This window comes from Microbacterium sp. SLBN-154, from assembly GCF_006715565.1.
GTDB lineage: Bacteria > Actinomycetota > Actinomycetes > Actinomycetales > Microbacteriaceae > Microbacterium.
In genome coordinates this window covers 3,429,274-3,455,260 of sequence record NZ_VFNL01000001.1, presented here as the reverse complement: position 1 = coordinate 3,455,260, position 25,987 = coordinate 3,429,274, and the positions used below count along the sequence as shown (strand labels likewise).

The window sequence follows — 25,987 nt, the reverse complement described above, 5'->3', positions numbered from 1 at the left end:
CGGGCGTGCCGGGGCGCACGCTCTCCGTGTCTAGCCACGGCACGTTTCAAATGGGTGAACCAGCCGGAAACGAACTGATACTCAGTAGACCTCGTAAATGCATGGATGTCCATCTAAAATGAGCAACGTGCCAAGGACGGCACGGAAGGAGCGGACGGATGTCGCAGACGATCACCCCCCACGCAAGCGAAACGCCATCGCGGTCGCAGCCGGTCGCCATGACCGAGGAGGATCGCGCCGCCATCCTCGAGGCGGTGCGCGATTTCGCCGCCACCGAGATCGCCCCCTATGCGCTGGAGTGGGACGAGAAGAAGACCTTCCCGCGTGACGTCCTCTCCCGTGCCGGCGAGCTGGGCCTGGGCGGACTGTACGTCGCGGAGGATGTCGGGGGCACCGCCCTCGCGCGCGTGGACGCCGTGGCGATCGTCGAGGAGCTCGCTCACGCAGACCCCTCGATCGCCGCGTACATCACGATCCACAACATGGTCGCGTGGATGATCGACACCTTCGGCACCGACGCCCAGCGTGAGCAGTGGCTCCCGCGGTTGACGGCCATGACCGACTTCGGCGGCTACTGCCTCACCGAACCGGGCGCCGGCTCCGATGCCGCAGCCCTCACGACCAGTGCCGTCCGTCAGGGCGATGACTACGTCCTCACCGGCGTGAAGCAGTTCATCTCCGGCGGCGGCGAGGCATCGGTGTACGTCGTGATGGCGCGCACGGGCGAGCCGGGTGCCAAGGGGATCACCGCGTTTCTCGTTCCCGGCGACACCCCGGGGCTGTCGTTCGGGGCGAACGAGAAGAAGATGGGCTGGAACGCCCAGCCGACCCGTCAGGTCATCCTCGACGAGGTGCGCGTTCCCGCCGCGAACATCCTGGGTGAGGAGGGTCGCGGCTTCCGCATCGCGATGACGGCGCTGAACGGCGGCCGGATCAACATCGCCGCGTGCTCGCTCGGCGGTGCGCAGTGGGCGCTCGACCGTGCGATCCGCTACGTCCACGAGCGGTTCACGTTCGGCGAACCGCTCGCCGAGAAGCAGGCCGTGGTCTTCGCGCTCGCCGACATGGCGACCGAGCTGCGCGCCGCGCGCGCGATGGTGCGGGATGCCGCGCTGGCGCTCGACGGGCACGCCCCCGATGTCGCCATGCAGTGCGCGATGGCCAAGCGATTCGCCACCGACGTGGGATTCCGCGTCGCCAACGACGCGCTCCAACTGCACGGCGGCTACGGCTACCTGCACGACTACGGCATCGAGAAGGTGGTGCGCGACCTGCGCGTGCACCAGATCCTCGAGGGGACCAACGAGATCATGCGCGTCATCATCGGCCGCGAACTGCTGGGGGGATGACGGTGCGCACAGCCTTCCTCGGACTCGGCCACATGGGCGCGCCGATGGCGCAGAACCTCGCCGCTGCCGGACACGAGGTCATCGGATTCGATGTCTCGACGGCGGCGCGCGAGAGCGCGGCGACGGCAGGCCTGCCGGTCGTCGACGCACCTCACGAGGCGGTCGCCGAGGCATCCGTCGTCCTCACCATGTTCCAGACCGGTCGTCAGGTCATCGACGCTTACGAGGGCGGACTCCTCGCCGCGGCGCCCGCCGACACGCTCTTCATCGACTGCTCCACCATCTCGGTCGAGGATGCCCGCATCGCGCACGGACTCGCCGAGGCGGCCGGTCACCGAGCGCTCGACGCGCCGGTCTCGGGTGGTGTCGTCGGCGCCGAGAACGCCACCCTGGCCTTCATGGTCGGGGGGAATGAGGATGACTTCGCTGCCGCCGAGCCGCTGCTGTCGGCCATGGGCCGCCGAGTGGTGCACTGCGGCGGCGCGGGTCTCGGGCAGGCGGCGAAGGTCTGCAACAACATGATCCTCGCCGCCTCGCAGATCGTGGTCGCCGAGGCCTTCGTGCTCGGAGAGCGGCTGGGGCTCAGCCACCAGGCCCTGTTCGACGTCGCGTCGAACGCGTCGGGTCAGTGCTGGGCGCTCACCACGAACTGCCCCGTGCCGGGACCGGTGCCGACGAGCCCGGCGAACCGCGACTACCAGCCGGGCTTCGCCGGAGCCCTGATGGCCAAAGACCTCGGACTAGCCGCCGACGCGATCGCCCAGACGGGTGTCGACGCCCGCGTCGGTCTACTCGCCCGCGACCTGTACCGCGCATTCGCGGACGGCGCGGGGGCCGGGCAGGATTTCTCCGGGATCATCACGATGATCCGATCCGGAAGCGACGCCCCTGGAGGACGAGGATGACCGAGTACGAGACGATCCTGGCCGAGACGCGTGGACGGGTCGGGTGGATCACGCTGAACCGGCCGAAGGCGCTGAATGCCCTGAACACGACGGTGATGCGCGAGATCGTCGACGTGACGACCCGGTGGGACGCCGATGACCGCATCGGTGCGATCGTCGTCACCGGCTCGGAACGGGCCTTCGCCGCCGGTGCCGACATCAAGGAGATGGAGGAGAAGTCGGGCCTGGAGATGCTCATGACCGATCACTTCGGCGGCTGGGCGCGATTCGCAGCGCTGCGCACCCCGGTGATCGCGGCCGTCTCGGGCTACGCGCTCGGCGGCGGATGCGAGCTGGCGATGATGTGCGACATCATCCTCGCCGCCGACACCGCCGTGTTCGGCCAACCCGAGGTGAACCTCGGTGTGATCCCCGGCATGGGCGCGACGCAGCGCCTCGTCCGCGCCGTCGGGCCCTACAAGGCCGCAGAGCTCATCCTGTCGGGGCGGAACATGACCGCCGACGAGGCGGAGCGCGCGGGGCTGGTGTCACGTGTTGTCCCGGCATCCGATCTCCTCGACGAGACGACCGCGCTCGCCGAGTCGATCGCCGCGAAGTCGTTGCCGTCGCTCTACGCGGCGAAGGCGGCACTGGATGCCGCGCAGGAGACCTCGCTCGCCGAGGGCCTGCGTTTCGAGCGGCAGGCGTTCGCTGCGCTGTTCGACACCGCCGACCAGAAAGAGGGCATGCGCGCGTTTCGCGAGAAGCGTCCGGCGGAGTTTCAGAACCGGTGAGCTACAGCGGCTCGGGGGTCGGGCGCGGGTCGTCGAAATCACCGGCCGCGCGGCGCATGCGGGCGATGATCGACACGAGCTCGTCGGTGTCGTCGGCGCTGAGACCAGGCTCCGAGAACACTTGGGCGTTGAGGGCTGCCGTCGCGCGCTCGGCCAGATCGCGCCCGGCATCGGTGAGGACGACGAGGGTGGCCCGGCCATCGACGGGGTGCGGCTCGCGACGGACGTACCCGTCGGCCTGCAGCCGGTCGACCGTGTTGGTCACGCTCGTGGGATGCACCTGCAGACGTGCGGATGCTGACGCCATGGGCATGCGCCCGGCCCGGCTGAAGCTCAAGAGGGTCAACAGCTCGTACCGGGCGAAGGTCAGACGGAAGGGGCGGAGGGTCGCATCCACCCGTGCGAGCATCAGCTGCTGGGCGCGCATGATCGACGTGACGGCGGTCATGCCCGCAGCGGCATCAGTCCAGCCGTGCGCGAGCCACTGGCGTTTCGCTTCGGCGATCGGATCGACCGGCAGACGTCGGGCCACGGCGGCTCCTTCCCGCTCCCACGGTACCGGGATCCCGGCCCGGGGCCCGGCTGCCGGCGGCACCCGCGGCAATAGACTCGATCAGACGGACAAGGAGGCTCCATGAAGATCGTGGTGCTGATCAAAGAGGTACCCGACACGTGGGGCGATCGGAAACTGAGCCTGGAGACCGGGCTCGCCGAACGCGACGCCAGCGATCGAGTGCTGGACGAGATCTGCGAACGCGCCCTCGAGGTGGGCCTTTCGTACGCCGACGCGCATGAGGGCACTGAGGTCGTCGTGCTGTCGATGGCGTCGGAAGCGTCGACGGCGACGGTGCGCAAAGGCCTGGCGATGGGGGCGGCGTCAGCGGTGCAGGTGGTCGACGGCGACCTTCTCGGCGCCGACATGGGACTGACGGCTGAGGTGCTCGCGGCGACGCTGCAGCGGATCGGTTTCGATCTCGTGATCGCGGGCAACCTCTCCACCGACGGCTCGGGCGGGATGATCCCGGCGATGGTGGCCGAGATCCTGGATGTGCCGAGCGCGACGAATCTGACGTCGGTCGAGATCTCCGACGGCGCCGTCGAGGGAGTCCGGCTGAGCGATGCCGGCTCGATGAGGGTGCGGGCAGAGCTCCCGGCGGTGGTCTCGATCACCGAGGCGCTCCCCGACGCGCGTTTCCCCAACTTCAAGGGCATCATGGCCGCGAAGAAGAAGCCGTTCGAGACGCTCAGTCTCGCCGACCTCGGCCTCGATGCCGCCGACCCCGAGGCGGCCCGCTCGATCGTCATCTCGCTGGCCGAGCGGCCACCGCGCGAGGCGGGCGTGAAGATCGTCGACGAGGGCGATGCCGGGCAGAAGCTCGCGGACTTCCTCGCTGAGAACCGGCTGGTGTGAGGGCGTGATGGCTGAATACGCGGATGACGCGATCCTGGTCCTTCTGGACGTGATGCCCTCGGGTGAGCTCGCCAAGAGCGCAGCGGGGCTCGTCGGGGCGGCTGCGTCGGTGGGGACACCGGTGGCACTCGTGGTGACGGACGACGGCGCTGCGGTCGCCGCGGCGGCGGCAGCGCTCGGCGCCGGCACGGTCCTCGTCGCGGCGCCCGGAGAGGGGCTCTCGGTTCCGGTCGTCGATGCGCTCGACGCCGCCGTGGCCGAGGTGCGGCCCGATGCCGTGCTGATCTCGCACTCGGTCGAAGGCCGCGAGGTGGCCGGACGGTTCGCCGCGCGCTCCCGCTCGGGTCTCTGCGCCGACGCGGTCGGCGTCTCCCGCGACGCCGAGGGCGTCGTCGCGCATCACTCGGTCTTCGGCGCGGCCTACAACGTCGATGCGGCGGTCACCTGGGGTGCGCCGGTCATCACCGTTCGGCAGGGCGCCGTCGAAGCGCGCGCCGAGGCGGTGACGGCGCCGGTCGTGGAAACGCTGACCGTGTCCGGGTCGGGCCGGCGCGCGGCATCCGTCCTCTCCGTCGAGGAGGCCGTCGCCACGTCGAGCCGGCCGGAGCTGCGGGGAGCGACGAAGGTCGTCTCGGGCGGCCGGGGACTCGGGTCGGCCGAGAAGTTCGCGCTCGTCGAGCAGCTGGCCGACGTGCTCGGCGCCGCCGTGGGGGCGTCTCGGGCCGCCGTCGACGCCGGCTATGTTCCGCAGTCGTATCAGGTCGGGCAGACCGGTGTCTCGGTGTCGCCGCAGCTATATGTCGCTCTCGGCATCTCAGGAGCGATCCAGCACAAGGCGGGCATGCAGACGGCCAAGACGATCGTCGCGATCAACAGGGACGGCGACGCGCCGATCTTCGGGATCGCCGACTTCGGTGTCGTCGGTGACCTCTTCACCGTCGTGCCGCAGCTGATCGAGGCGCTCGAGGCGAAGAAGAAGGCGTAACGGATGGCGACGTTCGCGCGGACCATGCGCCGTGGCCTGCCCCGGGTCGCCGGCGGCGACCCCTGGCCTCCGGCCGGTGAGGCGCCGCCGGTTGTCGAGGCGCGGCCGGTTGTCGAGGCGCCGCCGGTCGTCGAGGCGCGGCCGACCGCCGAGGCGCCGCCGACTGAGCCGCGACCGCAGCGGGTCGAAACGCCCGCCGACCCGTCAGAAAAGGTCGCTCCCGCGGCATCCGACCCGCAGAAATCGACGGGTCGCGAGCCGAGAAGGATGCGTCAGGGTCTGCCTCGGGTCGCCGGCGGTGAGCCGTGGCCACCGGCTGCGGCCACGCCGGAAGAGGGCCCACGGGCGCAGACCGACGAGGCGCCCGCCGCGCCCCCGGCCCCCGCCACGGCCACGGCCACGCCCGAGCCCGCGCCCGCGGCTGCGGCTGCGGCCCCGGCCGCGGAGCGAGCGGTGACCCGCGAAACACCCGCCGACCCGTCAGAAAACGTCGCCCCCGCGGCATCCGACCCGCAGGAATCGACGGCTCGCGGGGAAGTGAGGGTCCGACGCGGGCTCCCTCGGGTCGCGGGCGGCGACCCGTGGCCGCCGGCTGAATTCACGCCACGCCCTCGTGCTGCCGCAGCGCCGCCGGCCGATGCGCCGACGCGTCCGGCCGCCGTCGTCGCCGACCCGGAAGAATCTGCGACTCCGGCGCTACCCGTGCAGCAGAAATCGACGGCTCGCGAATTTCCGCGGGAGGGAGGCGGGGGGCCCGCAGGAGGCGGGAGGCCCGCAGAAGGCGAAGGACAATCCGCAGGAGACGAACGAGGTGTCATTGCGACGGTGCCCGCGGGCCCCCGCGCCCCGCTGCCGTTCACGCCGACCGTCTTCCCCGGTGCCGCGGCATCCGTTCGCCCTGCCCCGCCTGCCGAGCCCCGCCGCATCGGTCCGTACACCCCGGTCCAGTGGGCGGGGGTCGCCGCCGTCGGCGGCTTCACGCTCCTGGTCGCAGCGGGGCTCGTCGTCGTGATGGTGCGGTTCCTCCTGAGCGTCCCGCCCCTGCAGGGATTCGTCGAGCAGTTCCCGGGTGAGTACCACCTTCCCGAGTGGGCACCGGTCGGGATCCCCGCCTGGCTCGGGTGGCAGCACTTCTTCAACGTCTTCCTGATGGTGCTGATCATCCGCACCGGCCTCCAGGTGCGCACCGAGAAGCGGCCGACGGTGTTCTGGAGCCCGAAGGGCAACAAGCGCCGCAAGATCAGCCTCAACCTGTGGCTGCATCAGGCGCTCGACGTGCTGTGGTTGGCCAACGGCATCATCTACGTCGTCCTGCTCTCCACCACCGGTCAATGGGTGCGCATCGTGCCGACGAGCTGGGAGGTCATCCCCAACGCCGTCAGCGCGGGCCTGCAGTACCTCTCCCTCGATTGGCCGACCGAGAACGGCTGGGTCAACTACAACTCGCTGCAGCAGCTGGCGTACTTCGCCACGGTGTTCATCGCAGCGCCGCTGGCGATCATCACCGGAGTGCGCATGAGCGGCTTCTGGCCGAAGAACGCCGAGCGCCTGAACCGGCTCTACCCGGTGGAATGGGCGCGCAAGGTGCACTTCCCCGTGATGCTCTACTTCGTGGCCTTCATCGTCTTCCACGTGACGCTCGTCTTCGCCACCGGGGCTCTCCGCAACCTCAACCACATGTACGCCGCCCAGGGGTCGGTCGACCCGAACGCCTACGCCGACAACTGGGCGGGGCTCCTCATCTTCACCCTGTCGCTCGGCATCATCGTCGCGGGGTGGGTCGCCGCCAGACCCCTCGTCGTCGCGCCGATCGCCCGCCTGTTCGGCACCGTGAAGAGCCGGTGAGCGGGCGGGATCACCGCACCGGGGGATAACCCCCGGCGAAGAGTCCGGATGCCTCGGGCGCGCCGAACGGGCCGCAGTTCTACCGTGGGTGTCATGACCACAGCACCTCTCACCCCCGCCGCGCCGCGTGAGGCACCCAGCCCCGCGCCGGCGCGCCCCGCGAAGGTGAAATCGCAGATCGCCTCGCCCTCGCGCATCGCCTTCGCCATCGCCCACCTCGCGGCGCTCGGCGTCATCGGCTCCGCGCTCTTCGGATTCCTCTTCTCGCTCCTCGGCCTCGGTCTGGGCTTCCTCCTCGTCATCGGCATCGGGCTGATCTTCCTCGTGGGCCTCGTCTACGTGCTGTTCGCGCTCGGCTGGCTCGAAACCGCCCGCATCGACGGGCTCTACCACTTCGGTCTCACCCCGAGACGGCTGCGCCGCAGCGGCAGGCCCGGCTTCGGCGGCTGGATCCGCTCCCTGGGCCAGCAGGCGATCGACCCCGGCATGTGGCGGGCCATCGCGAACCTCGCCGTGGCCACCCTCCTCGGCGGGATCACCCTCTTCCTCTTCCAGGCGATCTCGAGCGGCATCGTCTTCACCTTCAGCCCCCTCTTCGCCGACGACGGCGTCCTCCGGCTCTTCGGAACGGGCCTCGTCGTCGCGAGCGGCTGGGCGGTCGTCGCCGGCATCCTCGTCGTCGTCCTGGCCGCGGCCGGCATCGTCGGCCTCGCGATCCTGCACGGCGTGCTCGCCCGGGCGATCATGGTGCCCTCCCGCGAAGCACAGCTGGCCGAGGAGGCGCGGACGTCCAACGCGCAGCGGGTCGGGGCGGTCCGCGCCGCCGACGTCGAGCGCACCCGCATCGAGCGCGATCTCCACGACGGCGTCCAGCCGCGGCTGGTCTCGGTCGGGATGACGCTGGGCCTGGCTCAGCAGAAGCTCGACACCGATCCGGCAGCCGCCAAAGAGCTCATCGCCGAGGCGCACACCTCCACGAAGGCCGCCATCACCGAGCTCCGGCAGCTCGCCCGCGGCATCCACACGTCGGTCCTCGACGACCGGGGTCTGGACGCCGCCCTCTCGGCCCTCGCGGCGCGATCGGTGGTGCCGGTGCAGATGGATGTGCGGATGGACGGGCGCTGCTCGCGAGACACCGAGGCGGCGGCCTACTTCGCCATCGCCGAGGCTCTCACCAACGCCGCCAAGCACGCCCGCGCATCGGAGTGCCGCGTGGTCGTCCGGCTCCGAGACGAGCCGCAGGCCGGATCCCGCACCCTGTGGGCGCGGGTCGAGGACAACGGCGTCGGCGGTGCCCAGGTGATCGCCGGCGGCGGCATCGACGGCATCATCAACCGGGTGCTGGCCGCGGGTGGCACCGCTCGGCTCGACAGCCCGATCGGCGGGCCCACCTCGGTGGAGGTGAACATCCCGTGCGCATCCTGATCTGCGAAGATTCCGCGCTGCTGCGCGAGGGCCTCAGCCGGCTTCTCGCCGACGCCGGCCACGAGGTGGTCGCCGCCCTTCCCGACGCCGAGCACCTCGACGACACGGTCGACCGGGTCGTCCCCGACCTCTGCATCCTCGACGTCCGGCTCCCGCCGACCTGGTCGGACGAGGGCATCCGCGCGGCCCTCTCGCTGCGGGCGCGACTGCCGCAGCTGCCGGTCCTCGTGCTCTCGCAGTACGTCGAGGAGCGCTACGCCGCCGACCTCATCGCCGCGAGCGGCGGGGCCCTCGGATATCTGCTGAAGGACCGCGTGGCCGACGTCGGGGAGTTCCTCGACGCGGTCGGCCGGATCGGCGAGGGCGCCACCGTCCTCGACCCCGAGGTGGTCGCGCAGCTGCTGGCCCGGCGCCGCCGGGACGAGCGGATGCAGCGGCTCACCGACCGGGAATCCACCGTGCTGGCCCTCATCGCCGAAGGGCGATCGAACCAGGCCATCGCCCGCACGCTCCACGTCAGTGAGGGGAGCGTCGAGAAGCACATCACCGCGGTCTTCCAGAAGCTCGACCTCGAACCCGACGACTCCGGCAACCGCCGGGTGCTCGCCGCCCTCGCCCACCTCGAACACGGCGGCCCCGCCGCCCCCGCACCCCGTCCGCAGAGCGGACCCTCCCAGACAGGATCGAACCGATGAGCACCGTCCCTCCTCCGGCCTCCGAGCCGGCACAGCCCACTCCGCCGACCGCACCCGAGCGTCCGACGCAACCGGACGCACCCCGTTCCGCCGCGCCTCGCGTGGTCGCCACCCTCATCGGCGCCTTCGGCGCCCTGGTCATCCTCGGCACCCTCGGCTCCGCCGCAGTGGCCACAGCCTCGGCCGCCGTCACCGGCGATGGCGGCGGGAGCAGCGCCACCGACAGCACCGTCGACGCCGCCGGAGCGACCGAGGTGGAGACCGAGGTGGGAGCCGGGAGCCTCAGGATCGAGTTCGCCGACGTCGATGAGGCCACCCTCGAGGTGACCCGTGGGTGGGGCGCCGATCAGTGGCGCCTCGAGCGCGTCGAGGACACGATTCGGGTGTCCTCGCCCGACCGATGGTGGGGCGGATGGATGTTCGGTGACCGGTCAGAGGCGGTGCTCACCCTTCCCGACACCCTCGAGGGGGTCGACGCCGACCTGACCACGAACGCGGGCGACCTCCGGGTCGTCGACGGGGACTTCGGAGAGCTCGTCCTCGACCTCGGCGCAGGCAGCATCGACATCACCGGCTCCGCCCGTTCCGTCGACGCGACGGTGTCGGCTGGTCAGGCCGACCTCGAGCTGTCGGATGTCGCCGAAGCCGACGTCACGGTCAGCGCGGGCGACATGGACCTCGTCCTCACCGGGACGCAGCCGGGCGAGATGACGTTCGACGTCAGCGCGGGACGGGTCACGGCGACCGTGCCCGAAGGCGAGTACGACGTCACCTCTGAGGTCTCCGCAGGCGACTTCGACAACGGCCTCGGCTCGACCCCGGGCGCCCGCAGCACCGTCGAGGTCAGCGTCACCGCGGGTCAGGTGGAGCTGCGCGCCGGCTGAGGGTCATCCGCCTCGGCACCGTCGACCCCGGGGTCACCGGGTACGCCGAGGGGTTCACCACCGGCACGGCCGGCGGCGAACCCCTCGGCGTAGGCTTCGTCGGCGCCGAGGCGGAACATGTCGCGCTCCCATGGGCGCACGATCGACCGGGCACCCGGGAGATCGAGATCTCCCACCAGGTCGCCGCGGCCGCGGACGACGGCGACGGGCCGGCGTCCGACCTTCCCCTTCACCAGATCAGCCGCGGCGCACATTTCATCGGCGACGCACGGCATCGTCACCGCGAGCGGCCGCCCCTCGGCATCCGTCGTCCCTCTGAGGTCTTCGAAGACGGTCACTCCGCCGGCGCCGATGGCGTGATCGGTCTGACCTTCGCGCCATGCGCGTCCGAGCGTGTCGGAGATGAGCACGCCCACGCGCACGCCAAGACGTGAACGCAAGCCCTCCGCGAGCGTGCGGGCGGACCGGTCGGGGTCTTCGGGCAGCAGCAGCACCGTCCCCTCGGGGGTGTTGGACGCGTCCACTCCGGCAGCGGCGGCGATGATGCCGAGGCGATTCTCGACGATGCGGGTGACGTGTCCGCTCGGACCTTCGCGCCGCGCGACGACACGCACCGACTCCGCGGTGATGGCGTCCTCGCGATCGTCCGCCTGGACGAAGCGCCCTTCGGCCTTGGACACGACCTTCGAGGTGACGACGACGATGTCGCCATCCTGCAGGGTGTCGGCGGCCGCGGTGCCGATGATCGAGACGAGATCGTCACCGGTGGTGATCTCGGGGATGCCCTCCAGCGCCCAGACGCTCAGCACGGCGGGTTCAGCGGACGAACCGGACCTCGGTGAGCGTCTCGCCGAGGAAGGGCTCGGTGTGCGAGGCGCCGTCGAGGCTGAAGCCGTTGCGCTCGTAGAAGCGGTGCGCGCGGGGATTGTCTTCGGCCACCCAGAGGTAGAGGGGCTCGCCGTTCTCGACCGCGGCGTCGAAGAGCTTCTGTCCGATCCCCTTCCCGTGATACGCATCGAGAAGGTAGATGAAGTACAGCTCGCGGTTGCGGGGCGCATCCTTGTCGCGGGCCGGTCCCGAGCCGACGAACCCGACGATCTCGCCGTCGACCAGGGCGGCGCTCATCTTGAACTCGGGGCCCTGGACCGCCCAATGGGTCCACAGTTCGGCCAGCCGGCGGGGGGAGATCTTCTCCAGCGCCGCCTTGCTGATCACCTGGTCGTACGTCTCATGCCAGCACGTGGCGTGCACCTGGCCGAGAGCGACGGCATCGACGTCTCGCACCGGCCGCACCACGACATCCGTTCGCAGTTCAGCGTCCATGGCCAGACTCTACGCGCGGGTTCCGACGTCGCGAAATCGAGCGGGAAGCCACGGGAAAACTGTCGATCCCGCACAACCGAATCGGCGGAATCATCGTTCCTGGCTACGATCCGAGACCGTGAACGTCCTCTGGCGCACCCTGCTCGTCCACCTCCTCGCGCGCCTGCGCCTCCGCCGCGAGGGGTGGTTGACCTTCCAGGACGTCGGGCGCATCCGGCTGACCACCCTGCCGACCGACATCGACGTGCTGCGGCACATGAACAACGGGCGCTACCTGTCTCTGTTCGACCTCGGACGCTGGGACCTCCTGGTGCGCACCGGGATGGTCGATGCGATGCGCAGGCACGGGTGGTACGGGGTGGTCTCGAGCGAGACCATCACCTTCCGCAAGTCGCTGGAGCTCTGGCAGCGCTTCGAGCTCCAGACCCGGATGCTCGGACACGACGACCGCGCCCTGTACCTCGAGCACCGGGCGCTGGTACGCGGTGAGATCTACGCAAGGGCCATCATCCGCATCCGGATGCTGAAGCGCTCGGGCGGCACCCTTCCTCACGAGGAGCTGTTCGCCGCGGTCGGCCGCCCCGAAGGGATGCCGGACGTCGAGCCCTGGGTTCACGACTGGGCCGCGGCATCCGCTCTGCCGTCGACCCGTCTGCCGGCCCCCAGCGACTGGAGCTGAGCCGGTCTACTCTTCCGGCTCGGGAACGATCATCAGCCCGCCCGGCGAGTTCGCCGACTTGGACAGCGCGTCCAGCCACGCGGGGTTGAGCTTGGGCGTGCGACTGCCGAAGTACTCGAACGCCACGGGGATGTTCGGGCTGAGCCACACCGAGGTGCGGCCCATGCCGTTTCGGGTGGGGTCGGTCCAGGTGAAGGAGAACTGCTCGCCACGGCGGAGCTTCGACCACACCACGGCCTGCAGGTGCGCCAGGACGCGGTCGTCCAGCGCGACGGTCAGTTTGGAGTCGTAGGTCAGAGTTCCCATCGTGACCAGCGTAATCTGCCGCGGGGCCGCAGCGATCAGGACGGCCGGATCCGGACGGGGTGTCGCATTATAGGTACCTCACGCCCGTTTGTCTGGTGTTGCTCGAAATGGGCATACTTGTGACCCTGAGAGACATGGACCCCTGTGCAACCCTCGCCACCGAGTTGCGCGCGGCCGTGCCTGCCGGCGGACTCTCGATAGAGTTCCAGCCGATCTTCGACCTCGACGGGTCCAGTGAGCCGGATCGTCCCGTCGCGGTGGAAGCCCTCTGCCGCTGGCATCATCCTCGATTCGGCACGATCTCGCCCGTGCATTTCATCCCTCTCGCCGAGACCCACGGCATCATCGCCGACCTCGGCGCCGCCGTCCTCACCCGCGCCGGCAGGCAGGTTGCCGCGTGGCAGCGTGCCGGTCACGATCTGGGCCTGTCGGTGAACGCGTCGCCATCGGAGTTCTCGGCCGCCTGGGTCGACACCGTCGCCCAGCGCGCAGCCGAGCTCGGCCTGTCGCCGGGCAGTCTCACGATCGAGATCACCGAGTCACCCGCACCGCAGTTGCTGCCGCGCGTGCTCGCGGTGCTCGAGCGCGCCCGGGCAGCCGGCCTCGGCCTGTCGATCGACGATCTCGGCGCCGGCGACACCACGACCCCCATGCTCGACGCGCTGCCGCTGACCGAGGTGAAGATCGACCGGTCCCTGACGCAGCGGACCGACGCCGAGGCGGACCAAGCGGTCGCGGCCGCGGTCGAGCAGGCGCGGCGGAACGGATGGTCCGTCGTCGCCGAGGGGATCGAGACTCAGGACGACCTCGAACGCGCGCGTCGCCGCGGGTGCGACCGGGGCCAGGGATTCCTCCTCGGTAGGCCCATGCCCGCCTCGGAGCTGACCGCCCTGCTGTCGGCCTGACCTGGACTCAGATCCCGCTGTAGTCGTCGATCACCATGTCGGTGTCGTCGTGAGCGTTGCCGTGGGCCTGCTCGGACGGGACGTCGATCTGCGTCCAGGTGACGGGCATGCCGGGGGAGAAGAGGATGTCGATGCCCGGGCCGCCGCGCAGGGGCGGGATGTTGACATAGCCGCCCCCGGCCTTGATCGCGTCGAGGATCTTGCCCTTGAGTTCGGTGACCGGGTCGGGAAGGAAATAGTCACGCCCGTCGACAGTGAGTCGGTTCACGATGGCCATCCCACCAGAGTACGGGAACGCGTCGCGACGAACGTAGGATCGACAACGATGGGTACCTTGCACTATGGCGCGCCTTCGGTCGCCGTTCCGATCGATGACCGCACGCTCGCGCACCTCGAACTCGTGATCGTGGCCAAGCTCCGTCGACGTGAGAGCACGTCGCTGGCCGTGATCGACGACAACACCAACCGCCGTCAGGCGCTGTGGATCTCGCCCGCGAGCACGCTGCGCTTCGAGTACGACGGGCCCATGCCCGAGATCAACAAGGCCTGGCTGCAGGACCTCGTCGACTCGGCGAATTCACCCGGTGGCCTGCGGCTCCTGCCCGAACCCGGCGCCTGAGCTCGTCGCCGGCGCAGTAAAGCCGGATCAGCGCGAGACGCGACCGCGTCCGGCGCGCTTGGCGCGGTACATCGCCGCGTCGGCGGCTTCCAGCAGCTCTGACGAGGTCGGCCGCTGGGCTGCCGCGACAACCCCCGCCGACGCCGTCATCCGGATCGACAGATCCTCGACCACGACCGGCTCAGCGAGGGCGAGGAGCGCGCGCTCGGCGATCGTGTGCGCGTCGGCCTCGTCCACCTCACGGCAGATGAGGATGAACTCGTCGCCACCGAAACGAACGATGACGTCCTCGGATCGGGCGCTGTGGGTCAGGCGCTTGCTCACGGCCACGAGCACCGCGTCGCCGACCTCGTGCCCATGGGTGTCGTTGACGGCTTTGAAGTCGTCGAGATCGACGAAGATCATGGCGACGCCGTGCTCCGTCTCGCGCAGGAGCTCCTCGAGCCGGTCGTCGAGGAATCGTCGGTTGTGAAGTCCCGTGAGGGGGTCGTGGAATGCCAGCTCGGCGAGTTCCGCTTCGTTTCGTCGTTCCATGGCCGCGCGGATGTCGAGGGCCAGGTCCTCGGCGTCCTTCACCAGGTCGCCCCACGGGAGGCTCCGCCCCGTGACGCTCTCCTTCCACGCCGAGAACGACCGCCGCGGCGACAGCGGGTGGTCGCGATTTCCGGCGGTCTGATCTCCCAGCCAGTTCACCTCGCGCGTCACCTCGCCGCGCACGAATACGAGGCAGTCGTTGGGCTCCCCGAGCGAGACGCTGAGGATCCCGGCGACACCGGGGATCTCGACCGCGAGCTCGGGACGCTCGATCGGCAGCGCCTCCGAGCTGAAGGGTGCGGTACCGAGGTCATCGACGACCGCGCCGAGCAGCTCGGGTTCGGGCACGTCGCCGATCGTGCGGGCCACGCCGCCCAGGCGCAGGTAGGCGCCGTCGGCCGGCACCGCGTCGAGCACGGTCTTCGGCCCGTCCAGAAGCGCCGCGTGCACGTCGAGTGCGCCGTAGAGCGGTGCGACGACCGCAGACCGGCGCTCTCGGGCCGAGAGCTGTCGACGAAGCTCGTCGATCTGGCGGGCCGCGGTGAGCTGCATCGTGACCTGGCTCGCCAGCACCTCGAGCGAACGACGGAGAAGCACCGGCACCCGCCGCACAGTGCGATGCGCGCACGTGAACATGCCGACGAGTCGGTCATCGGCGACGAGCGCGAACGAGACCGTGGCTGCCTGGCCCATGTTGCGCATGAACTGCAGGTGGTGCGGTGATACGGCCCGCAGCTCGGTGGTCGTCAGGTCGAGGGGGCCCAGCTCCGGGAGGAGGGTGACCAGCGCCTTGCCGTCGTCGTGGGTGTCGACGATCGCCCGCGATCGCTTCTGCAGGTAGAGGGCGCGCGCCTGCGGGGGGATGTCGGATGCGGGGAAGTGGAGACCCAGGTACGACTCCATATCGGGTTCGCGCTCGTCCGCGACGATCTCGCCGTGGCCGTCGTCGAAGAAGTCGTAGCACATCACCCGGTCGAAGCCCGTGATGGCCTTGATCTCGGCGGCGGCCCGCCGGCGCAGCTCGGTGGCGTCGACGATCCCTGCGAGGCGCTGGATCGCGGTGACGACCCCGGTGCGCACGTACTCCAGGTCGGGGACGGTCGGCTCGAGCTCGATGATGACGGGGTCGCTGCCTCGGTGCACGATCGCGTCGTGCTCGGCGTCGTTGAAGCGCACCCGGATCGGGTCGAGCGCGACGCCGTGCGCGTAGGCGTCGCGGAGCCGGTCGTCGCCGATCTCATTGATCGTGAGCCCGAGGACGTCGGCAGCATCCTCGCTGGCGACCATGACCGTGTCGGTCTGCGCGTCGACCGCGAGCAGGGTGCCGAACGACTGGATGCGACCGGGGGTGGCGAGCGGCTCAGTCGAACATTCGAGGAGCCGCTGATGCTCGTCCGGACCCCACGCGCTGTCCGTCGGGGTGAATGGGGTGGTGTTCACCTGTGCCTTCCCTTGCGAGAAGAGTCCGCCCGAAGCGACGCCACAATCCGCGCAGCGTCCATGGTAGGCATAATTCCTCCTACCGCAGGGCCGCCCGGTGCACAAGCGCCTTCCCCGCAGCCCTTGCACGCGGTTCGGTGGGAGTGTGGACACCACTACTCTCATCTGGGTCGTCGTCGCCGTCGTCGCCGTTCTCGTCATCGCGGGGATCGTCATCGGGCTGGTCGCTCGCCGGCGCTCCACCGCACATCGCGAGGCGCAGCATCGCAAAGCCGAGGAGATCCGCGAGAAGGCTCGCGAGTCCGAGATCGCGGCTCAGGAACGCGAGGCCGAGGCAGCGCGGGCACGCGCCGATGTCGCCGCTGCGGCTGCCGACGCCGAGCGCGCGAAAGCCGATGCCGCCCGAGCGGAGGTCGAAGCGCGCCGGCGACAGGGTGACATCGCCGAGCACGAGGCGGATGCTGCCGAGAGACGAGCCGAATACGAGGAGAGCCTGGCCAAGGCCGATGAGATCGATCCCCTGGTGAGCGACCGGGAACGGGCGGCGCCCGCCGACCGCGCGGGAGACCAGCCGGCGCCGGCGGCCGACCGCCGGTACGACGGGCACGATGGCCCGCTCATCGACACGGGAGACGGTGACCGGACGGATCGGACCGACACGCGCACCGACCGTCGCGATCCCGGCGCAACAGGGGCGTGATCGCGTTCTAGTCTGGATGCCATGGTGACCAACCCTTTTGGGGGCGATATCGACCTGGCGGCATCCGGCGACGATCTCGCCGAGAGCGCCGTGCAACTGGCGCAGCGGTGGATCACCGAGAGCGCCCAGGTCGATGTCGACCCCTCCGCCGCCCGCCTCGCCGGTGTTCTGAAAGACCCGAACGGTCTGCCGTTCACGATCGGGTTCGTCGACGGCGTGATGCGTCCGGAGAGCCTCGGCGCAGCGGCATCCCAGCTCCACCGGGTCGCCCCGCTCGTGCCGGATTTCCTTCCCTGGTACCTGCGCGGCGCCGTGCAGGTCGGCGGAGCGGTCGCTCCGGTGCTGCCGACGCCGGTCGTGCCTCTCGCACGTCGGGCGCTTCGCGAGATGGTGCGCCACCTCATCGTCGACGCGCGGCCGAAGAAGCTCGGGCCCGCCATCGCCGAGTTGCGCGCGGCCGGCGCGCGGCTCAATCTGAACCTGCTGGGTGAGGCCGTTCTCGGCGAGGACGAGGCACTGCGCCGACTCGACGGGATCCACGACCTCATCCGCCGGCCCGACGTCGACTACGTCTCGGTGAAGGTGTCGGCGATCGCGAGCCACATCTCCATGTGGGCCTTCGACGAGGTCGTCGACAAGGTCGTCGACCGGCTCATGCCTCTGTACCTGTCGGCGGCGTCGGATGGCACCTTCATCAACCTCGACATGGAGGAGTACCGCGACCTCGACCTCACCATCGCCGTCTTCACCCGCATCCTCGAAGACCCTCGTCTCGCCGGCCTCGACGCGGGGATCGTGCTGCAGGCCTACCTCCCCGATGCGCTTCCGGCGCTGCAGGAACTCACGGCGTGGGCTCGGGCGCGGGTGCGCGGGGGAGGCGCGGGCATCAAGGTGCGCCTGGTGAAGGGCGCGAACCTCGCCATGGAGAGGGTCGACGCGGTCATGCACGGCTGGGAGCTGGCGACCTACGGCTCGAAGCTCGACAGCGACGCCAACTACCTGCGCTGCCTCGACGAGGCGCTGCGCGCGGAGAACGCCGTCGCCGTGCGGGTGGGCGTCGCCGGGCACAACCTCTTCGACATCGCCTACGCGTGGCTGCTCGCCGGCGACCGCGGGGTGCGCGACCGGGTCGAGTTCGAGATGCTCCTCGGCATGGCGCAGGGTCAGGTGCAGGCGGTCTCGCGCGAGGTCGGACCTGTGCTGCTGTACGTGCCGGTCGTCGCCCCCGACGAATTCGACGTCGCCATCAGCTACCTCGTCCGACGGCTCGAGGAGAACGCCTCCAGCGAGAACTTCCTCTCCGCGGCGTTCGATCTCGCCGATGACACCGCCCTGTTCGAGCGCGAGCGCGATCGTTTCCTCGCCTCGGTCGCGCGGGCGGCCGACCCCGAGCTGCCGTCGGGTCCGAACCGGATGCAGGATCGCACCGGTGCCGGACAGGTCGCCGACAGGGCGATGGATGCCGCTCGAGGCGCTCTGCTGCGGCCGATGCCGGAGGCCGATGATGACGGGCTGACCCGCGAAGTGCTCGGGATCGCCCGCTCGGTCTCGGTCGATCCCGGAGAGACCGTCCCGATCGCGCCCGAGGTCGGCGGGATCCTCTTCGGCGGCCAGGAGATCGTCGAGACCGCGGTGTACGCGGCACGCGAGTCGGGCCCCGCCGCGCTCGGCGCACCCGGGTTCGCCAACGCGCCGGACTCCGATCCCGCGCTCCCCGCCAACCGTGGGTGGGCGCGCGAGATCCTCGGCCGCGTCTCGGGGTCGCAGGCGGGGGTCGGTACGATCGCCGCGGCCCGGCTCGAGGACGCCGCCGAGGTCGATGCCGTGATCGACCGGGTGCGGTCCGCGGCAGAGGCCTGGGGCGCGCGGCCCGCCGCTGATCGCGCCGAGGTGCTCGCCGCGGCCGGCCGGGCACTGGAAGCGCGCCGCGCGGAACTCATCGAGGTTGCCGCGTCGGAGACCGGGAAGGTCTTCGCCGAGGCCGACGTCGAGGTCAGCGAAGCGATCGATTTCGCCCACTACTACGCCGCCACCGCTCGCGAGCTCGATCGGGTCAGCGGTGCGGTGTTCGTGCCGGCGCGACTCACCCTGGTCACCCCGCCGTGGAACTTCCCCGTCGCCATCCCCGCCGGCGGGGTGCTCGCCGCGCTCGCCGCAGGATCGGGCGTGGTCTTCAAGCCCGCGCCGCAGGCGCGACGCTGCGCTGCCGTGGTCGCCGAGGCGCTGTGGGAGGCGGGGGTGCCCCGCGATGTCCTCTCCCTCGTCGACATCGAAGAGGGGGAACTCGGCCAGCGCCTCATCGCGCACGAGGGCGTGGATCGCGTCATCCTCACCGGCTCGTGGGACACCGCCGCCCTCTTCCGCTCCTGGCGGCCCGACCTGCCGCTCCTGGCCGAGACCAGCGGCAAGAACGCGATGATCGTCATGCCGTCGGCAGACCTCGACCTCGCAGCATCCGATGTGGTCAAGAGCGCTTTCGGCCATGCGGGCCAGAAGTGCTCGGCAGCGTCGCTGGTGATCCTCGTCGGGCCGGTGGCCCGCTCGGAGCGGTTCGTGCGGCAGCTGGTCGACGCCACGACGTCGCTGCGCGTCGCACCGCCCACCGACCCGCTCGCCGAGGTCGGCCCCGTCATCGAGGCGCCGCGGGGCAAGCTCGACTGGGCTCTGACCACCCTCGATGAGGGGGAGAAGTGGCTCGTCGAGCCGCGCGCGCTCGACGGGTCGGCGGAGTACGAGGGGCGCCTGTGGCGGCCGGGCATCCGCACCGGCGTCAAGCCCGGTTCGCGGTTCCATCGCGAGGAGTTCTTCGGGCCCGTACTCGGCGTCATGCAGGCCCGCTCGCTCGCCGAGGCGATCGAGCTGCAGAACGCCGTCGACTACGGCCTGACTGCGGGCCTGTACACCCAGAACCCCGACGACCTGGCGGTCTGGCTCGACCGAGTCGAGGCCGGCAACCTCTACGTCAACCGCGGCATCACCGGCGCCATCGTGCAACGGCAGCCGTTCGGCGGGTGGAAGCGCTCATCGGTGGGGGCCGGCGCCAAGGCCGGAGGCCCGAACTACCTCATCGGGCTCGGAACGTGGCGGCCTTCGACCGGTTCACCGCCCTCGGCGACGCTGCACCTGCGCGGGCTCGACTCGCGCATCACGACGCTCATCGAGGCGGCGCAGCCGACGCTCGACTACCAGGCCTTCGAGTGGCTCCGCCGCGGGGCGCTGTCGGACGCGATCTCGTGGGACCGCGAGTTCGGTCGGGTGAAGGACGTGTCGCAGCTGGGCGTGGAGCGGAACCTCTTCCGCTACCGGCCCGTCGGTGTCGCCGTCCGGGCGACCGGGGACGCCCCGTGGCAGGCGCTCCTGCGCGTGATCGTCGCGGCGCTTCGCGCCGGGTCGGAGGTCACCGTCAGCGCGCCGGTCGGGATGCCGGCGGGGGTCCGCCGCGTGCTCGGCGAGGAGCAGGTGTCGGTGTTCGTCGAGAGCGACGAGGAGTTCGAGGCCCGCATGGTCGAGGCACGCCAGGCGCGCGTGCGGCTCGTCGGGCCGCCGTCCTCGGTCAGGGCGGTGCACGCGGCGCTCGCCGACGCCCTCTCGGGCGACCCCGACGTCGCGGTCTACGCCGGCGAGGTCACGACGGCGGGCCGGATCGAGCTGTTGCCGTTCCTGCGCGAGCAGTCGGTCACCATCACCGCGCATCGCTTCGGCAACCCCGATCCCTGGTCGGCCGAGGTCATCTGATGGCCCTCGAGGTTCGTCGCCTCGAGGCGCCGGACATCGAGAGCATCGAGGCGCGAGAACCTCCGGGGCAGGGCTTCGCCCGCGCGATGTGGGAGCTGCAGCAGCGCGGCGAGTCCGTTCTGCTGGTGGCGTGGAGCGACGGGGTGCCGGTCGGCTCGGCGCAGCTGGATCTGCGGAGCGATCCGTGGGAGGTGAAGAACCTCCACGTCGACGAGCAGGCGCGCGGCCAGGGGGTCGGAACCGCGCTGATGGCGGCGGCGGAACGGCTCGCCGCCCCTACCGGGCGACTGACCGTCGGCGTCGGTGTCGACAACCCTCGGGCGCGTGCCCTCTACGAGCGGCTCGGCTACAGCCAGACCGGGCAGGAGACCACGACGACGTATGAGTACGTCGACGAGCGCGGCGCGCGGCGCACCGCCACCGAGACCGACGTGCTGCTGGTGAAAGACCTGGCGGCCGCGGCTCATATCTGAGCGAGGGCCGCGCTGTCCTGAACTCCTGCAGATCGGGCGTCGGCGGGGCCTGCAAGCGCCGACCGACGGCCTCCACGTCGATTCTGCAGGAGTTGAGGACAGCGGCATCGGCACAACTCCTCAGATTCCGCGCCGGACGGGTCGGAAACCCCGTCTATGCGGGGGTCCGACGCCGTCCATGAGGAGTTGTGCAGGTCGGCGCCCCCCAGGTCGCGGGATGTAAAAGATTCTTGACACCGCGCGCCCTGCCGCCGTACGGTGAGTGTCAAGAATCTTTGACATCGGAGGACGCGATGGCGTACATGGAGAGAACGATCTGGGCTCAGCTCATCGCGAGCGTCATCGGCCTGGTGGTCTATCTCGCACTCATCGTCCCGCAGCTGTTCACGACGCCGGTCGGCGACATCGCCTGGGTATGGCCGATGGTCTGGACGATCGCCGGTGCCATCGTGCTGTCGATCGTCCTCAGCATCGTGTGGGGCATGCTCGCACGGATGCGCGACCCCGAGCTCGAGCACACCGCCGACCAGCGCGATCGCGAGATCGAGCGGTTCGGCGAACGGATCGGCCAGAGCTTCCTCGCGATCGGCGGCATCGTCGCCCTGATCCTCGCGATGATCGAAGCGCCCTGGTTCTGGATCGGCAACGCCCTGTTCCTCGGGTTCTTCCTCTCCGCGGCTCTCGGGGGCATGGCGAGACTCAGCGCCTACCGGACGGGCCTGCCGTGATGGTCCGTCCTACCAAGGTCACCAACACCATCCGCGCCGTCCGCGAGGCCGCGGGGATGACACAGGCCGAGGTCGCCCGCCGCGTGGGCGTCACGCGCCAGACCCTCATCGCCATCGAGCAGGGCCGGTACTCCCCGACGCTCGAGCTCGCGTTCCAGCTCGCCCGCGTCTTCGACGCGCGCCTCGACGACCTCTTCCACTACCCCGACACGCCGGAGGAATGACATGACCACCCACACGATCCCGCAGACCATGACGGCCTGGCGCCAGCACTCCTACGGGCCCGCAGCCGTCGTGCACGCCGAAACGATCCCTGTCCCCACCCCCGGTCGCAGGGAGGTGCTGCTTCGGGTCGCTGCCGCATCGCTCAACTCCGGTGACATCCACCTGATGCGCGGCGAGCCGCGCGTGGTCCGGCTCTTCTTCGGGCTGCGACGCCCGCGCACGCGGGGCCGTGGGATGGATGTCGCGGGCACGGTCGTCGCACTCGGCGCCGACGTCGACGGGCTCGCCGTCGGCGATCTCGTCGTGGGGGCCGGCGACGAGACGCTGGCGGAGTTCGTCACGGTGAAGGCAGAGCGACTCACCGCGCTGCCGGCGGGCCTCGACCCGGTCGTCGCCGCGACGCTGCCGATCGCGGGCAACACCGCGTCGACGATCCTCGACACCTGTCGGGTCGGGGCGGGGTCGACCGTGCTGCTCGTCGGAGCCGGGGGCGGAGTCGGCACCCTCACCGCCGCGCTCGCCGTCGCGCGCGGCGCGGAGGTGTGGGCGACCTGCGGTGCGCGGGCCGAGCAGACCCTCCGAGATCTCGGGGCCCTGCGCGCCCTCGATTACCGCACCCACGACATCGCCTCCCTTCCCGCCGCAGCCTTCGACGCCGTCGTCGACATCGCCGGCGAACTCCCGCTCGAGGCGCTCCGCGACCGTCTCCGCGACGGCGGTACCGTCGCCCTCGTCGGGGGCGACGGCCATCCCGTCTGGGGACCGTTCCCTCGGATCATCCGCTCGCTCTTCCTCAGCCGCCGTGCGCGGCGGTTCCGTTCGGTCACGGCCGTGACGAAGACCCCGGTGACGGCTGAGCTCGTGCGGATGACGGCGGCCGGCGTCATCCGTCCCGTCATCGAGAAGACCTTCCCCTTGAGCGACGCCGGAGCAGCGATCGCCCATGTCGACGCCGGGCACACGGTGGGCAAGGTCGTGGTCGTCGCCGACTGAGAGCGCGGCGTCACAGGTGCATGGAAGGGGGCCGTGGCACAATGGTCCCGGCGTGCCCGGGTCGACGGCTTCGAAGCCCCGCCGGGCCTCTGGACAGCGTCCGCCGCACCTTCGCAAGGAGACCGATGTCCACTCAGAACACCGCGCCGACCGTCGAGGCCACCGCCGCAACCGCGAGCTCCACGGGGCGCATCGCCCAGCACCGCCGGTACCTCATGTGCCGGCCCGAGTTCTTCACCGTCAGCTACACCATCAATCCCTGGATGGAGCCGGCGAACCCCACCGACACCGCCAAGGCCGTCCGGCAGTGGCAGGCCCTCTACGACGCCTACCTCGAGCTCGGCCACGAGGTGGAGCTGATCGACCCCATCGACGGTCTGCCGGACATGGTCTACACCGCCAACGGTGGGTTCCTCATCGACGGGATCGCCTACGGCGCGAAGTTCCGCTTCGACGAGCGGGTGCCCGAGGGGCCGGCGTTCATGGAGTGGTTCCGTGACAACGGGTACGACGTCGTCGTGCCCCGCGAGGTCAACGAGGGCGAGGGCGACTTCCTGCTCGTGGGCGAGACCATCCTCGCCGGCACCGGCTTCCGCTCGACCGGTGACAGTCACCGCGAGGTGGGGGAGGTCTTCGGCAAGGAGGTCGTCTCGCTGAACCTCATCGACCCGCGGTTCTACCACCTCGACACCGCGATCGCGGTCCTCGACCCGGTGGAGGGCCCGGGCGGGGTCGAGCGGGCGAACATCGCCTACCTCGAGCACGCGTTCGACGAGCGCGGCCAGGCGATCCTCGCCGAGCGCTACCCCGACGCCATCCGGGTGTCGGATGACGACGGGGCGGTGTTCGGGCTGAACTCGGCCAGTGACGGCTACAACGTCATCATCTCGCCGCGGGCGACCGGCTTCGAGGCACAGCTGCGCGAGCGCGGGTACAACCCGATCATGATCGATCTGTCCGAGCTCCTCCTCGGCGGTGGCGGTATCAAGTGCTGCACCCTCGAGCTCCGCCGCGGGACGGAGGGGTCGTGAGCATCTCCGAACTCCCGACCGACACCGCGACCCTGCGGGTGATCGACGCCGAGGAGCAGCATCTCGCCCACAACTACCACCCGTTGCCCGTGGTGGTCTCGCGCGCGGAAGGCGCGTGGGTCACCGATGTCGAGGGCAAGCGCTACCTCGACCTGCTGTCGGCGTACTCCGCGCTGAACTTCGGACACGGTCACCCCGCCATCGTCGCTGCCGCCCAGGAGCAGCTCGCCCGCGTGACCCTCACCAGTCGCGCGTACCACAGCGACCGGTTGGGCGAGTTCGCCGCTGCGCTCGCCGAACTCTGCGGCAAAGACCTCGTGCTGCCGATGAACACCGGCGCCGAAGCGGTGGAGACGGGCATCAAGGTCGCGCGAGCATGGGGTTACCGTGTGAAGGGCGTCGCTGCGGATGCGGCGACGATCGTGGTCGCCCACGGGAACTTCCACGGCCGCACCACGACGATCGTCGGCTTCAGCGACGACCCGGTCTCGCACGACGACTTCGGCCCGTACGGCGGCGGGTTCGTGCACGTGCCCTACGGCGACGCCGCAGCGATCGAGGCCGCGATCGACGAGAACACCGCGGCGGTGCTCATCGAGCCGATCCAGGGCGAGGCGGGGGTCATCATCCCGCCCGAGGGGTACCTCCGCGCGGTGCGGGAGATCTGCACCCGGCGCGGCGTGCTGTTCATCGCCGATGAGATCCAGTCGGGGCTCGGACGCGTGGGAACGACCTTCGCCTGCGACCGCGAAGAAGTGGTGCCCGACGTCTACCTGCTCGGCAAGGCGCTCGGGGGCGGCATCGTGCCGGTGTCGGCCGTCGTCGCCGACCGAGACGTCCTGGGCGTCATCCGTCCGGGCGAGCACGGGTCGACCTTCGGCGGCAATCCGCTGGCCGCCGCGGTCGGAACGCGGGTGGTCGAGATGCTGCAGACCGGCGAGTTCCAGAAACGCGCCGCCGCCCTGGGCGAGCACCTCGAGGCGGGGCTCGCCGAACTCGTCGGGCACGGCGTCACGCAGGTGCGCATCGCGGGGCTCTGGGCCGGGATCGACATCGACCCCGCCGTGGGCACCGGCCGCGAGGTCGCCGAGCGCCTCCTCGCGCGCGGCGTCCTGGCCAAGGACACCCAGGGGCAGACCCTCCGGATCGCGCCGCCTCTGGTCATCCGCGCGACCGAGCTGGACTGGGCCGTCGAGCAGCTGAAGCTCGTCCTCGCGGGCTGAGCCGCATGACGCAGGAATCGCCGAAGGAGCCGATTGGAGACGGATCGCGTTCGCTGATCGACCGCGCATTCGCGATTCTCGGCACCTTCCAGGGCGGCCGCGTCCGGCAGTCGCTCTCGGACATCAGTCGCCGCAGCGAGCTGCCGATCGCGACCTGTCACCGCATCGTGGGGCGCCTCACCGAATGGGGAGCGCTCGAGCGCGACACCGACGGGAATTACAACATCGGGTTGCGGCTGTGGGAGGTCGCCTCGCTCGCCCCGAGGTCGGTCGGGTTGCAGCGGCTGGCCCGTCCGTACATGCAGGATCTGTACGAGACGACAGGCTACGCCTCGCACCTCGCCATCCGCGAAGGGTTGGAGCTGGTTTCCATCGAGCGATTCCAGAGCCCGCGACGGCAGGTGCGGCGCCCACAGGTCGGGAAGCGATACCCGCTGCATGCCACCGCGATCGGGTTGGTCCTGCTCGCGAACGCTCCCGACGAGGTGCGCACGCAAGTGCTCGCCGGCGAACTCGAGGCTTTCACGCCGCGCACCTTCACCGACCCCCTTGTCCTGGACCGCTTACTGGATGACATCCGTCACACCGGCTACGCGGTCAGCGACCGTCAGGTCGACGACGTCCACGTCGGTGTGGCCGCTCCGGTCCGGGGCGCAGACAAGACCGTGGTCGCCGCCGTCTCGCTCGCGCTGACCGAGCAGGACGTCGACGGCAAGAACATGATCCATCTGGTGCGGCTCACCGCGGCATCCATCTCGCGTGCACTCGACAGTGCCGGATTCGGACGAGCTGAAGGCTGAG

General features: G+C 70.4%; 27 protein-coding genes. 21 read left to right on the top strand and 6 right to left on the bottom strand.

Features of this window, described 5'->3' with window-relative positions:
- Window positions 1–158 precede the first annotated feature (158 nt).
- Genes FBY40_RS16715 through FBY40_RS16705 form a run of 3 tightly spaced genes read left to right on the top strand, consistent with a single transcriptional unit; the run spans window position 159 to window position 3,027 of the window.
- On the top strand, window positions 159–1,349 hold the full coding sequence (locus FBY40_RS16715) for an acyl-CoA dehydrogenase family protein (protein WP_141939858.1): 1,191 nt from the start codon (window positions 159–161) through the stop codon (window positions 1,347–1,349).
- A complete protein-coding gene (gene mmsB, locus FBY40_RS16710) occupies window positions 1,346–2,254 on the top strand; it encodes a 3-hydroxyisobutyrate dehydrogenase (protein ID WP_141939857.1) in 909 nt (302 codons plus the stop codon). Before FBY40_RS16715 ends, mmsB begins: the two co-directional genes overlap by 4 nt.
- Window positions 2,251–3,027 (top strand): enoyl-CoA hydratase-related protein, encoded by a 777-nt coding sequence (locus FBY40_RS16705; protein ID WP_141939856.1) that lies wholly within the window; start codon window positions 2,251–2,253, stop codon window positions 3,025–3,027. The genes mmsB and FBY40_RS16705 overlap by 4 nt, the downstream gene beginning before the upstream one ends.
- A gap of 1 nt (window position 3,028) precedes the next feature.
- Here FBY40_RS16705 and FBY40_RS16700 read toward each other — a convergent pair whose 3' ends face one another.
- Entirely contained in the window at window positions 3,029–3,559 is a 531-nt protein-coding gene (locus FBY40_RS16700) for a MarR family winged helix-turn-helix transcriptional regulator (RefSeq protein WP_235014997.1), read from the bottom strand.
- A 102-nt stretch (window positions 3,560–3,661) separates the two neighbouring features.
- Here FBY40_RS16700 and FBY40_RS16695 point away from each other — a divergent pair, with 102 nt between their 5' ends.
- The 6 genes from FBY40_RS16695 (at window position 3,662) to FBY40_RS16670 (ending at window position 10,272) form a co-directional block, all read left to right on the top strand.
- On the top strand, window positions 3,662–4,438 hold the full coding sequence (locus tag FBY40_RS16695; RefSeq protein ID WP_141939855.1) for an electron transfer flavoprotein subunit beta/FixA family protein: 777 nt from the start codon (window positions 3,662–3,664) through the stop codon (window positions 4,436–4,438).
- Between the two features lie 7 nt (window positions 4,439–4,445).
- Window positions 4,446–5,423: an electron transfer flavoprotein subunit alpha/FixB family protein gene (locus tag FBY40_RS16690; RefSeq protein WP_141939854.1), complete on the top strand. Its 978-nt coding sequence runs from the start codon at window positions 4,446–4,448 to the stop codon at window positions 5,421–5,423.
- Between the two features lie 825 nt (window positions 5,424–6,248).
- Window positions 6,249–7,268, top strand: a complete 1,020-nt coding sequence (locus tag FBY40_RS17615; protein WP_235014995.1) for a cytochrome b/b6 domain-containing protein — start codon at window positions 6,249–6,251, stop codon at window positions 7,266–7,268.
- Between the two features lie 93 nt (window positions 7,269–7,361).
- Window positions 7,362–8,693 carry a sensor histidine kinase gene (locus FBY40_RS16680; protein ID WP_141939852.1) on the top strand — a complete coding sequence of 444 codons (1,332 nt, stop codon included), beginning with the start codon at window positions 7,362–7,364 and terminating at the stop codon, window positions 8,691–8,693.
- A complete protein-coding gene (locus tag FBY40_RS16675) occupies window positions 8,681–9,388 on the top strand; it encodes a response regulator (RefSeq protein WP_141939851.1) in 708 nt (235 codons plus the stop codon). Before FBY40_RS16680 ends, FBY40_RS16675 begins: the two co-directional genes overlap by 13 nt.
- Window positions 9,385–10,272 carry a DUF4097 family beta strand repeat-containing protein gene (locus FBY40_RS16670; protein WP_141939850.1) on the top strand — a complete coding sequence of 296 codons (888 nt, stop codon included), beginning with the start codon at window positions 9,385–9,387 and terminating at the stop codon, window positions 10,270–10,272. Before FBY40_RS16675 ends, FBY40_RS16670 begins: the two co-directional genes overlap by 4 nt.
- On the opposite strand, the gene cofE is transcribed toward FBY40_RS16670, so the two are convergent.
- Both cofE and FBY40_RS16660 read right to left on the bottom strand, forming a co-directional pair.
- Window positions 10,248–11,081 carry a coenzyme F420-0:L-glutamate ligase gene (gene cofE / locus FBY40_RS16665; RefSeq protein ID WP_141939849.1) on the bottom strand — a complete coding sequence of 278 codons (834 nt, stop codon included), beginning with the start codon at window positions 11,079–11,081 and terminating at the stop codon, window positions 10,248–10,250. The two genes, FBY40_RS16670 and cofE, sit on opposite strands and share 25 nt — an antisense overlap.
- Window positions 11,082–11,088: 7 nt before the next feature.
- Window positions 11,089–11,595 carry a GNAT family N-acetyltransferase gene (locus tag FBY40_RS16660; protein WP_124292371.1) on the bottom strand — a complete coding sequence of 169 codons (507 nt, stop codon included), beginning with the start codon at window positions 11,593–11,595 and terminating at the stop codon, window positions 11,089–11,091.
- A 118-nt stretch (window positions 11,596–11,713) separates the two neighbouring features.
- Here FBY40_RS16660 and FBY40_RS16655 point away from each other — a divergent pair, with 118 nt between their 5' ends.
- A complete protein-coding gene (locus tag FBY40_RS16655; protein WP_141939848.1) occupies window positions 11,714–12,274 on the top strand; it encodes an acyl-CoA thioesterase in 561 nt (186 codons plus the stop codon).
- Between the two features lie 6 nt (window positions 12,275–12,280).
- Here the strand turns inward: FBY40_RS16655 and FBY40_RS16650 are convergent, their stop codons facing one another.
- Entirely contained in the window at window positions 12,281–12,580 is a 300-nt protein-coding gene (locus FBY40_RS16650) for a DUF7882 family protein (RefSeq protein WP_141939847.1), read from the bottom strand.
- 134 nt (window positions 12,581–12,714) lie between these two features.
- Here FBY40_RS16650 and FBY40_RS16645 point away from each other — a divergent pair, with 134 nt between their 5' ends.
- Window positions 12,715–13,485, top strand: a complete 771-nt coding sequence (locus FBY40_RS16645; protein ID WP_160141433.1) for an EAL domain-containing protein — start codon at window positions 12,715–12,717, stop codon at window positions 13,483–13,485.
- Between the two features lie 7 nt (window positions 13,486–13,492).
- Here FBY40_RS16645 and FBY40_RS16640 read toward each other — a convergent pair whose 3' ends face one another.
- Window positions 13,493–13,762, bottom strand: coding sequence for a hypothetical protein (locus FBY40_RS16640; RefSeq protein WP_235014993.1), 270 nt, complete (start codon window positions 13,760–13,762; stop codon window positions 13,493–13,495).
- 48 nt (window positions 13,763–13,810) lie between these two features.
- On the opposite strand from FBY40_RS16640, the gene FBY40_RS16635 reads away from it, so the two are divergent.
- On the top strand, window positions 13,811–14,104 hold the full coding sequence (locus tag FBY40_RS16635) for a DUF7882 family protein (protein ID WP_141939845.1): 294 nt from the start codon (window positions 13,811–13,813) through the stop codon (window positions 14,102–14,104).
- 27 nt (window positions 14,105–14,131) lie between these two features.
- Here FBY40_RS16635 and FBY40_RS16630 read toward each other — a convergent pair whose 3' ends face one another.
- Window positions 14,132–16,078 carry a bifunctional diguanylate cyclase/phosphodiesterase gene (locus FBY40_RS16630; protein WP_235014991.1) on the bottom strand — a complete coding sequence of 649 codons (1,947 nt, stop codon included), beginning with the start codon at window positions 16,076–16,078 and terminating at the stop codon, window positions 14,132–14,134.
- A 145-nt stretch (window positions 16,079–16,223) separates the two neighbouring features.
- Between FBY40_RS16630 and FBY40_RS16625 the strand changes: the two genes are divergently transcribed.
- The 9 genes from FBY40_RS16625 (at window position 16,224) to FBY40_RS16585 (ending at window position 25,986) form a co-directional block, all read left to right on the top strand.
- Window positions 16,224–16,778, top strand: a complete 555-nt coding sequence (locus tag FBY40_RS16625; protein ID WP_141939843.1) for a hypothetical protein — start codon at window positions 16,224–16,226, stop codon at window positions 16,776–16,778.
- A gap of 21 nt (window positions 16,779–16,799) precedes the next feature.
- Window positions 16,800–20,513, top strand: a complete 3,714-nt coding sequence (locus tag FBY40_RS16620) for a proline dehydrogenase family protein (RefSeq protein ID WP_141939842.1) — start codon at window positions 16,800–16,802, stop codon at window positions 20,511–20,513.
- A complete protein-coding gene (locus FBY40_RS16615; RefSeq protein WP_235014982.1) occupies window positions 20,513–20,986 on the top strand; it encodes a GNAT family N-acetyltransferase in 474 nt (157 codons plus the stop codon). The genes FBY40_RS16620 and FBY40_RS16615 overlap by 1 nt, the downstream gene beginning before the upstream one ends.
- A 302-nt stretch (window positions 20,987–21,288) precedes the next feature.
- Window positions 21,289–21,714, top strand: coding sequence for a hypothetical protein (locus FBY40_RS16610; protein ID WP_235014980.1), 426 nt, complete (start codon window positions 21,289–21,291; stop codon window positions 21,712–21,714).
- On the top strand, window positions 21,714–21,938 hold the full coding sequence (locus FBY40_RS16605; protein WP_141940250.1) for a helix-turn-helix transcriptional regulator: 225 nt from the start codon (window positions 21,714–21,716) through the stop codon (window positions 21,936–21,938). The genes FBY40_RS16610 and FBY40_RS16605 overlap by 1 nt, the downstream gene beginning before the upstream one ends.
- Window position 21,939: 1 nt before the next feature.
- Entirely contained in the window at window positions 21,940–22,932 is a 993-nt protein-coding gene (locus FBY40_RS16600) for an NAD(P)-dependent alcohol dehydrogenase (RefSeq protein WP_141939841.1), read from the top strand.
- A gap of 125 nt (window positions 22,933–23,057) precedes the next feature.
- Complete coding sequence (gene ddaH / locus FBY40_RS16595; RefSeq protein ID WP_141939840.1) at window positions 23,058–23,963, top strand: dimethylargininase; 906 nt, start codon at window positions 23,058–23,060, stop codon at window positions 23,961–23,963.
- Window positions 23,960–25,186: an ornithine--oxo-acid transaminase gene (rocD, locus tag FBY40_RS16590; RefSeq protein WP_141939839.1), complete on the top strand. Its 1,227-nt coding sequence runs from the start codon at window positions 23,960–23,962 to the stop codon at window positions 25,184–25,186. The genes ddaH and rocD overlap by 4 nt, the downstream gene beginning before the upstream one ends.
- A 5-nt stretch (window positions 25,187–25,191) precedes the next feature.
- Entirely contained in the window at window positions 25,192–25,986 is a 795-nt protein-coding gene (locus FBY40_RS16585; RefSeq protein WP_141939838.1) for an IclR family transcriptional regulator, read from the top strand.
- Window position 25,987: the final 1 nt, after the last annotated feature.

Coding starts and splice junctions, on each gene's coding strand:
- FBY40_RS16620 (WP_141939842.1), top strand. CDS start 16,800: ATGGTGACCAACCCTTTTGGGGGCGATATCGACCTGGCGGCATCCGGC.
- FBY40_RS16715 (WP_141939858.1), top strand. CDS start 159: ATGTCGCAGACGATCACCCCCCACGCAAGCGAAACGCCATCGCGGTCG.
- FBY40_RS16600 (WP_141939841.1), top strand. CDS start 21,940: ATGACCACCCACACGATCCCGCAGACCATGACGGCCTGGCGCCAGCAC.
- FBY40_RS16705 (WP_141939856.1), top strand. CDS start 2,251: ATGACCGAGTACGAGACGATCCTGGCCGAGACGCGTGGACGGGTCGGG.
- FBY40_RS16670 (WP_141939850.1), top strand. CDS start 9,385: ATGAGCACCGTCCCTCCTCCGGCCTCCGAGCCGGCACAGCCCACTCCG.
- FBY40_RS16585 (WP_141939838.1), top strand. CDS start 25,192: ATGACGCAGGAATCGCCGAAGGAGCCGATTGGAGACGGATCGCGTTCG.
- FBY40_RS16635 (WP_141939845.1), top strand. CDS start 13,811: ATGGGTACCTTGCACTATGGCGCGCCTTCGGTCGCCGTTCCGATCGAT.
- FBY40_RS16615 (WP_235014982.1), top strand. CDS start 20,513: ATGGCCCTCGAGGTTCGTCGCCTCGAGGCGCCGGACATCGAGAGCATC.
- FBY40_RS16605 (WP_141940250.1), top strand. CDS start 21,714: ATGGTCCGTCCTACCAAGGTCACCAACACCATCCGCGCCGTCCGCGAG.
- FBY40_RS16690 (WP_141939854.1), top strand. CDS start 4,446: ATGGCTGAATACGCGGATGACGCGATCCTGGTCCTTCTGGACGTGATG.
- FBY40_RS16660 (WP_124292371.1), bottom strand. CDS start 11,595: ATGGACGCTGAACTGCGAACGGATGTCGTGGTGCGGCCGGTGCGAGAC.
- ddaH (WP_141939840.1), top strand. CDS start 23,058: ATGTCCACTCAGAACACCGCGCCGACCGTCGAGGCCACCGCCGCAACC.
- FBY40_RS16610 (WP_235014980.1), top strand. CDS start 21,289: ATGGAGAGAACGATCTGGGCTCAGCTCATCGCGAGCGTCATCGGCCTG.
- FBY40_RS16640 (WP_235014993.1), bottom strand. CDS start 13,762: ATGGCCATCGTGAACCGACTCACTGTCGACGGGCGTGACTATTTCCTT.
- mmsB (WP_141939857.1), top strand. CDS start 1,346: ATGACGGTGCGCACAGCCTTCCTCGGACTCGGCCACATGGGCGCGCCG.
- FBY40_RS16645 (WP_160141433.1), top strand. CDS start 12,715: ATGGACCCCTGTGCAACCCTCGCCACCGAGTTGCGCGCGGCCGTGCCT.
- FBY40_RS16650 (WP_141939847.1), bottom strand. CDS start 12,580: ATGGGAACTCTGACCTACGACTCCAAACTGACCGTCGCGCTGGACGAC.
- FBY40_RS16695 (WP_141939855.1), top strand. CDS start 3,662: ATGAAGATCGTGGTGCTGATCAAAGAGGTACCCGACACGTGGGGCGAT.
- FBY40_RS16680 (WP_141939852.1), top strand. CDS start 7,362: ATGACCACAGCACCTCTCACCCCCGCCGCGCCGCGTGAGGCACCCAGC.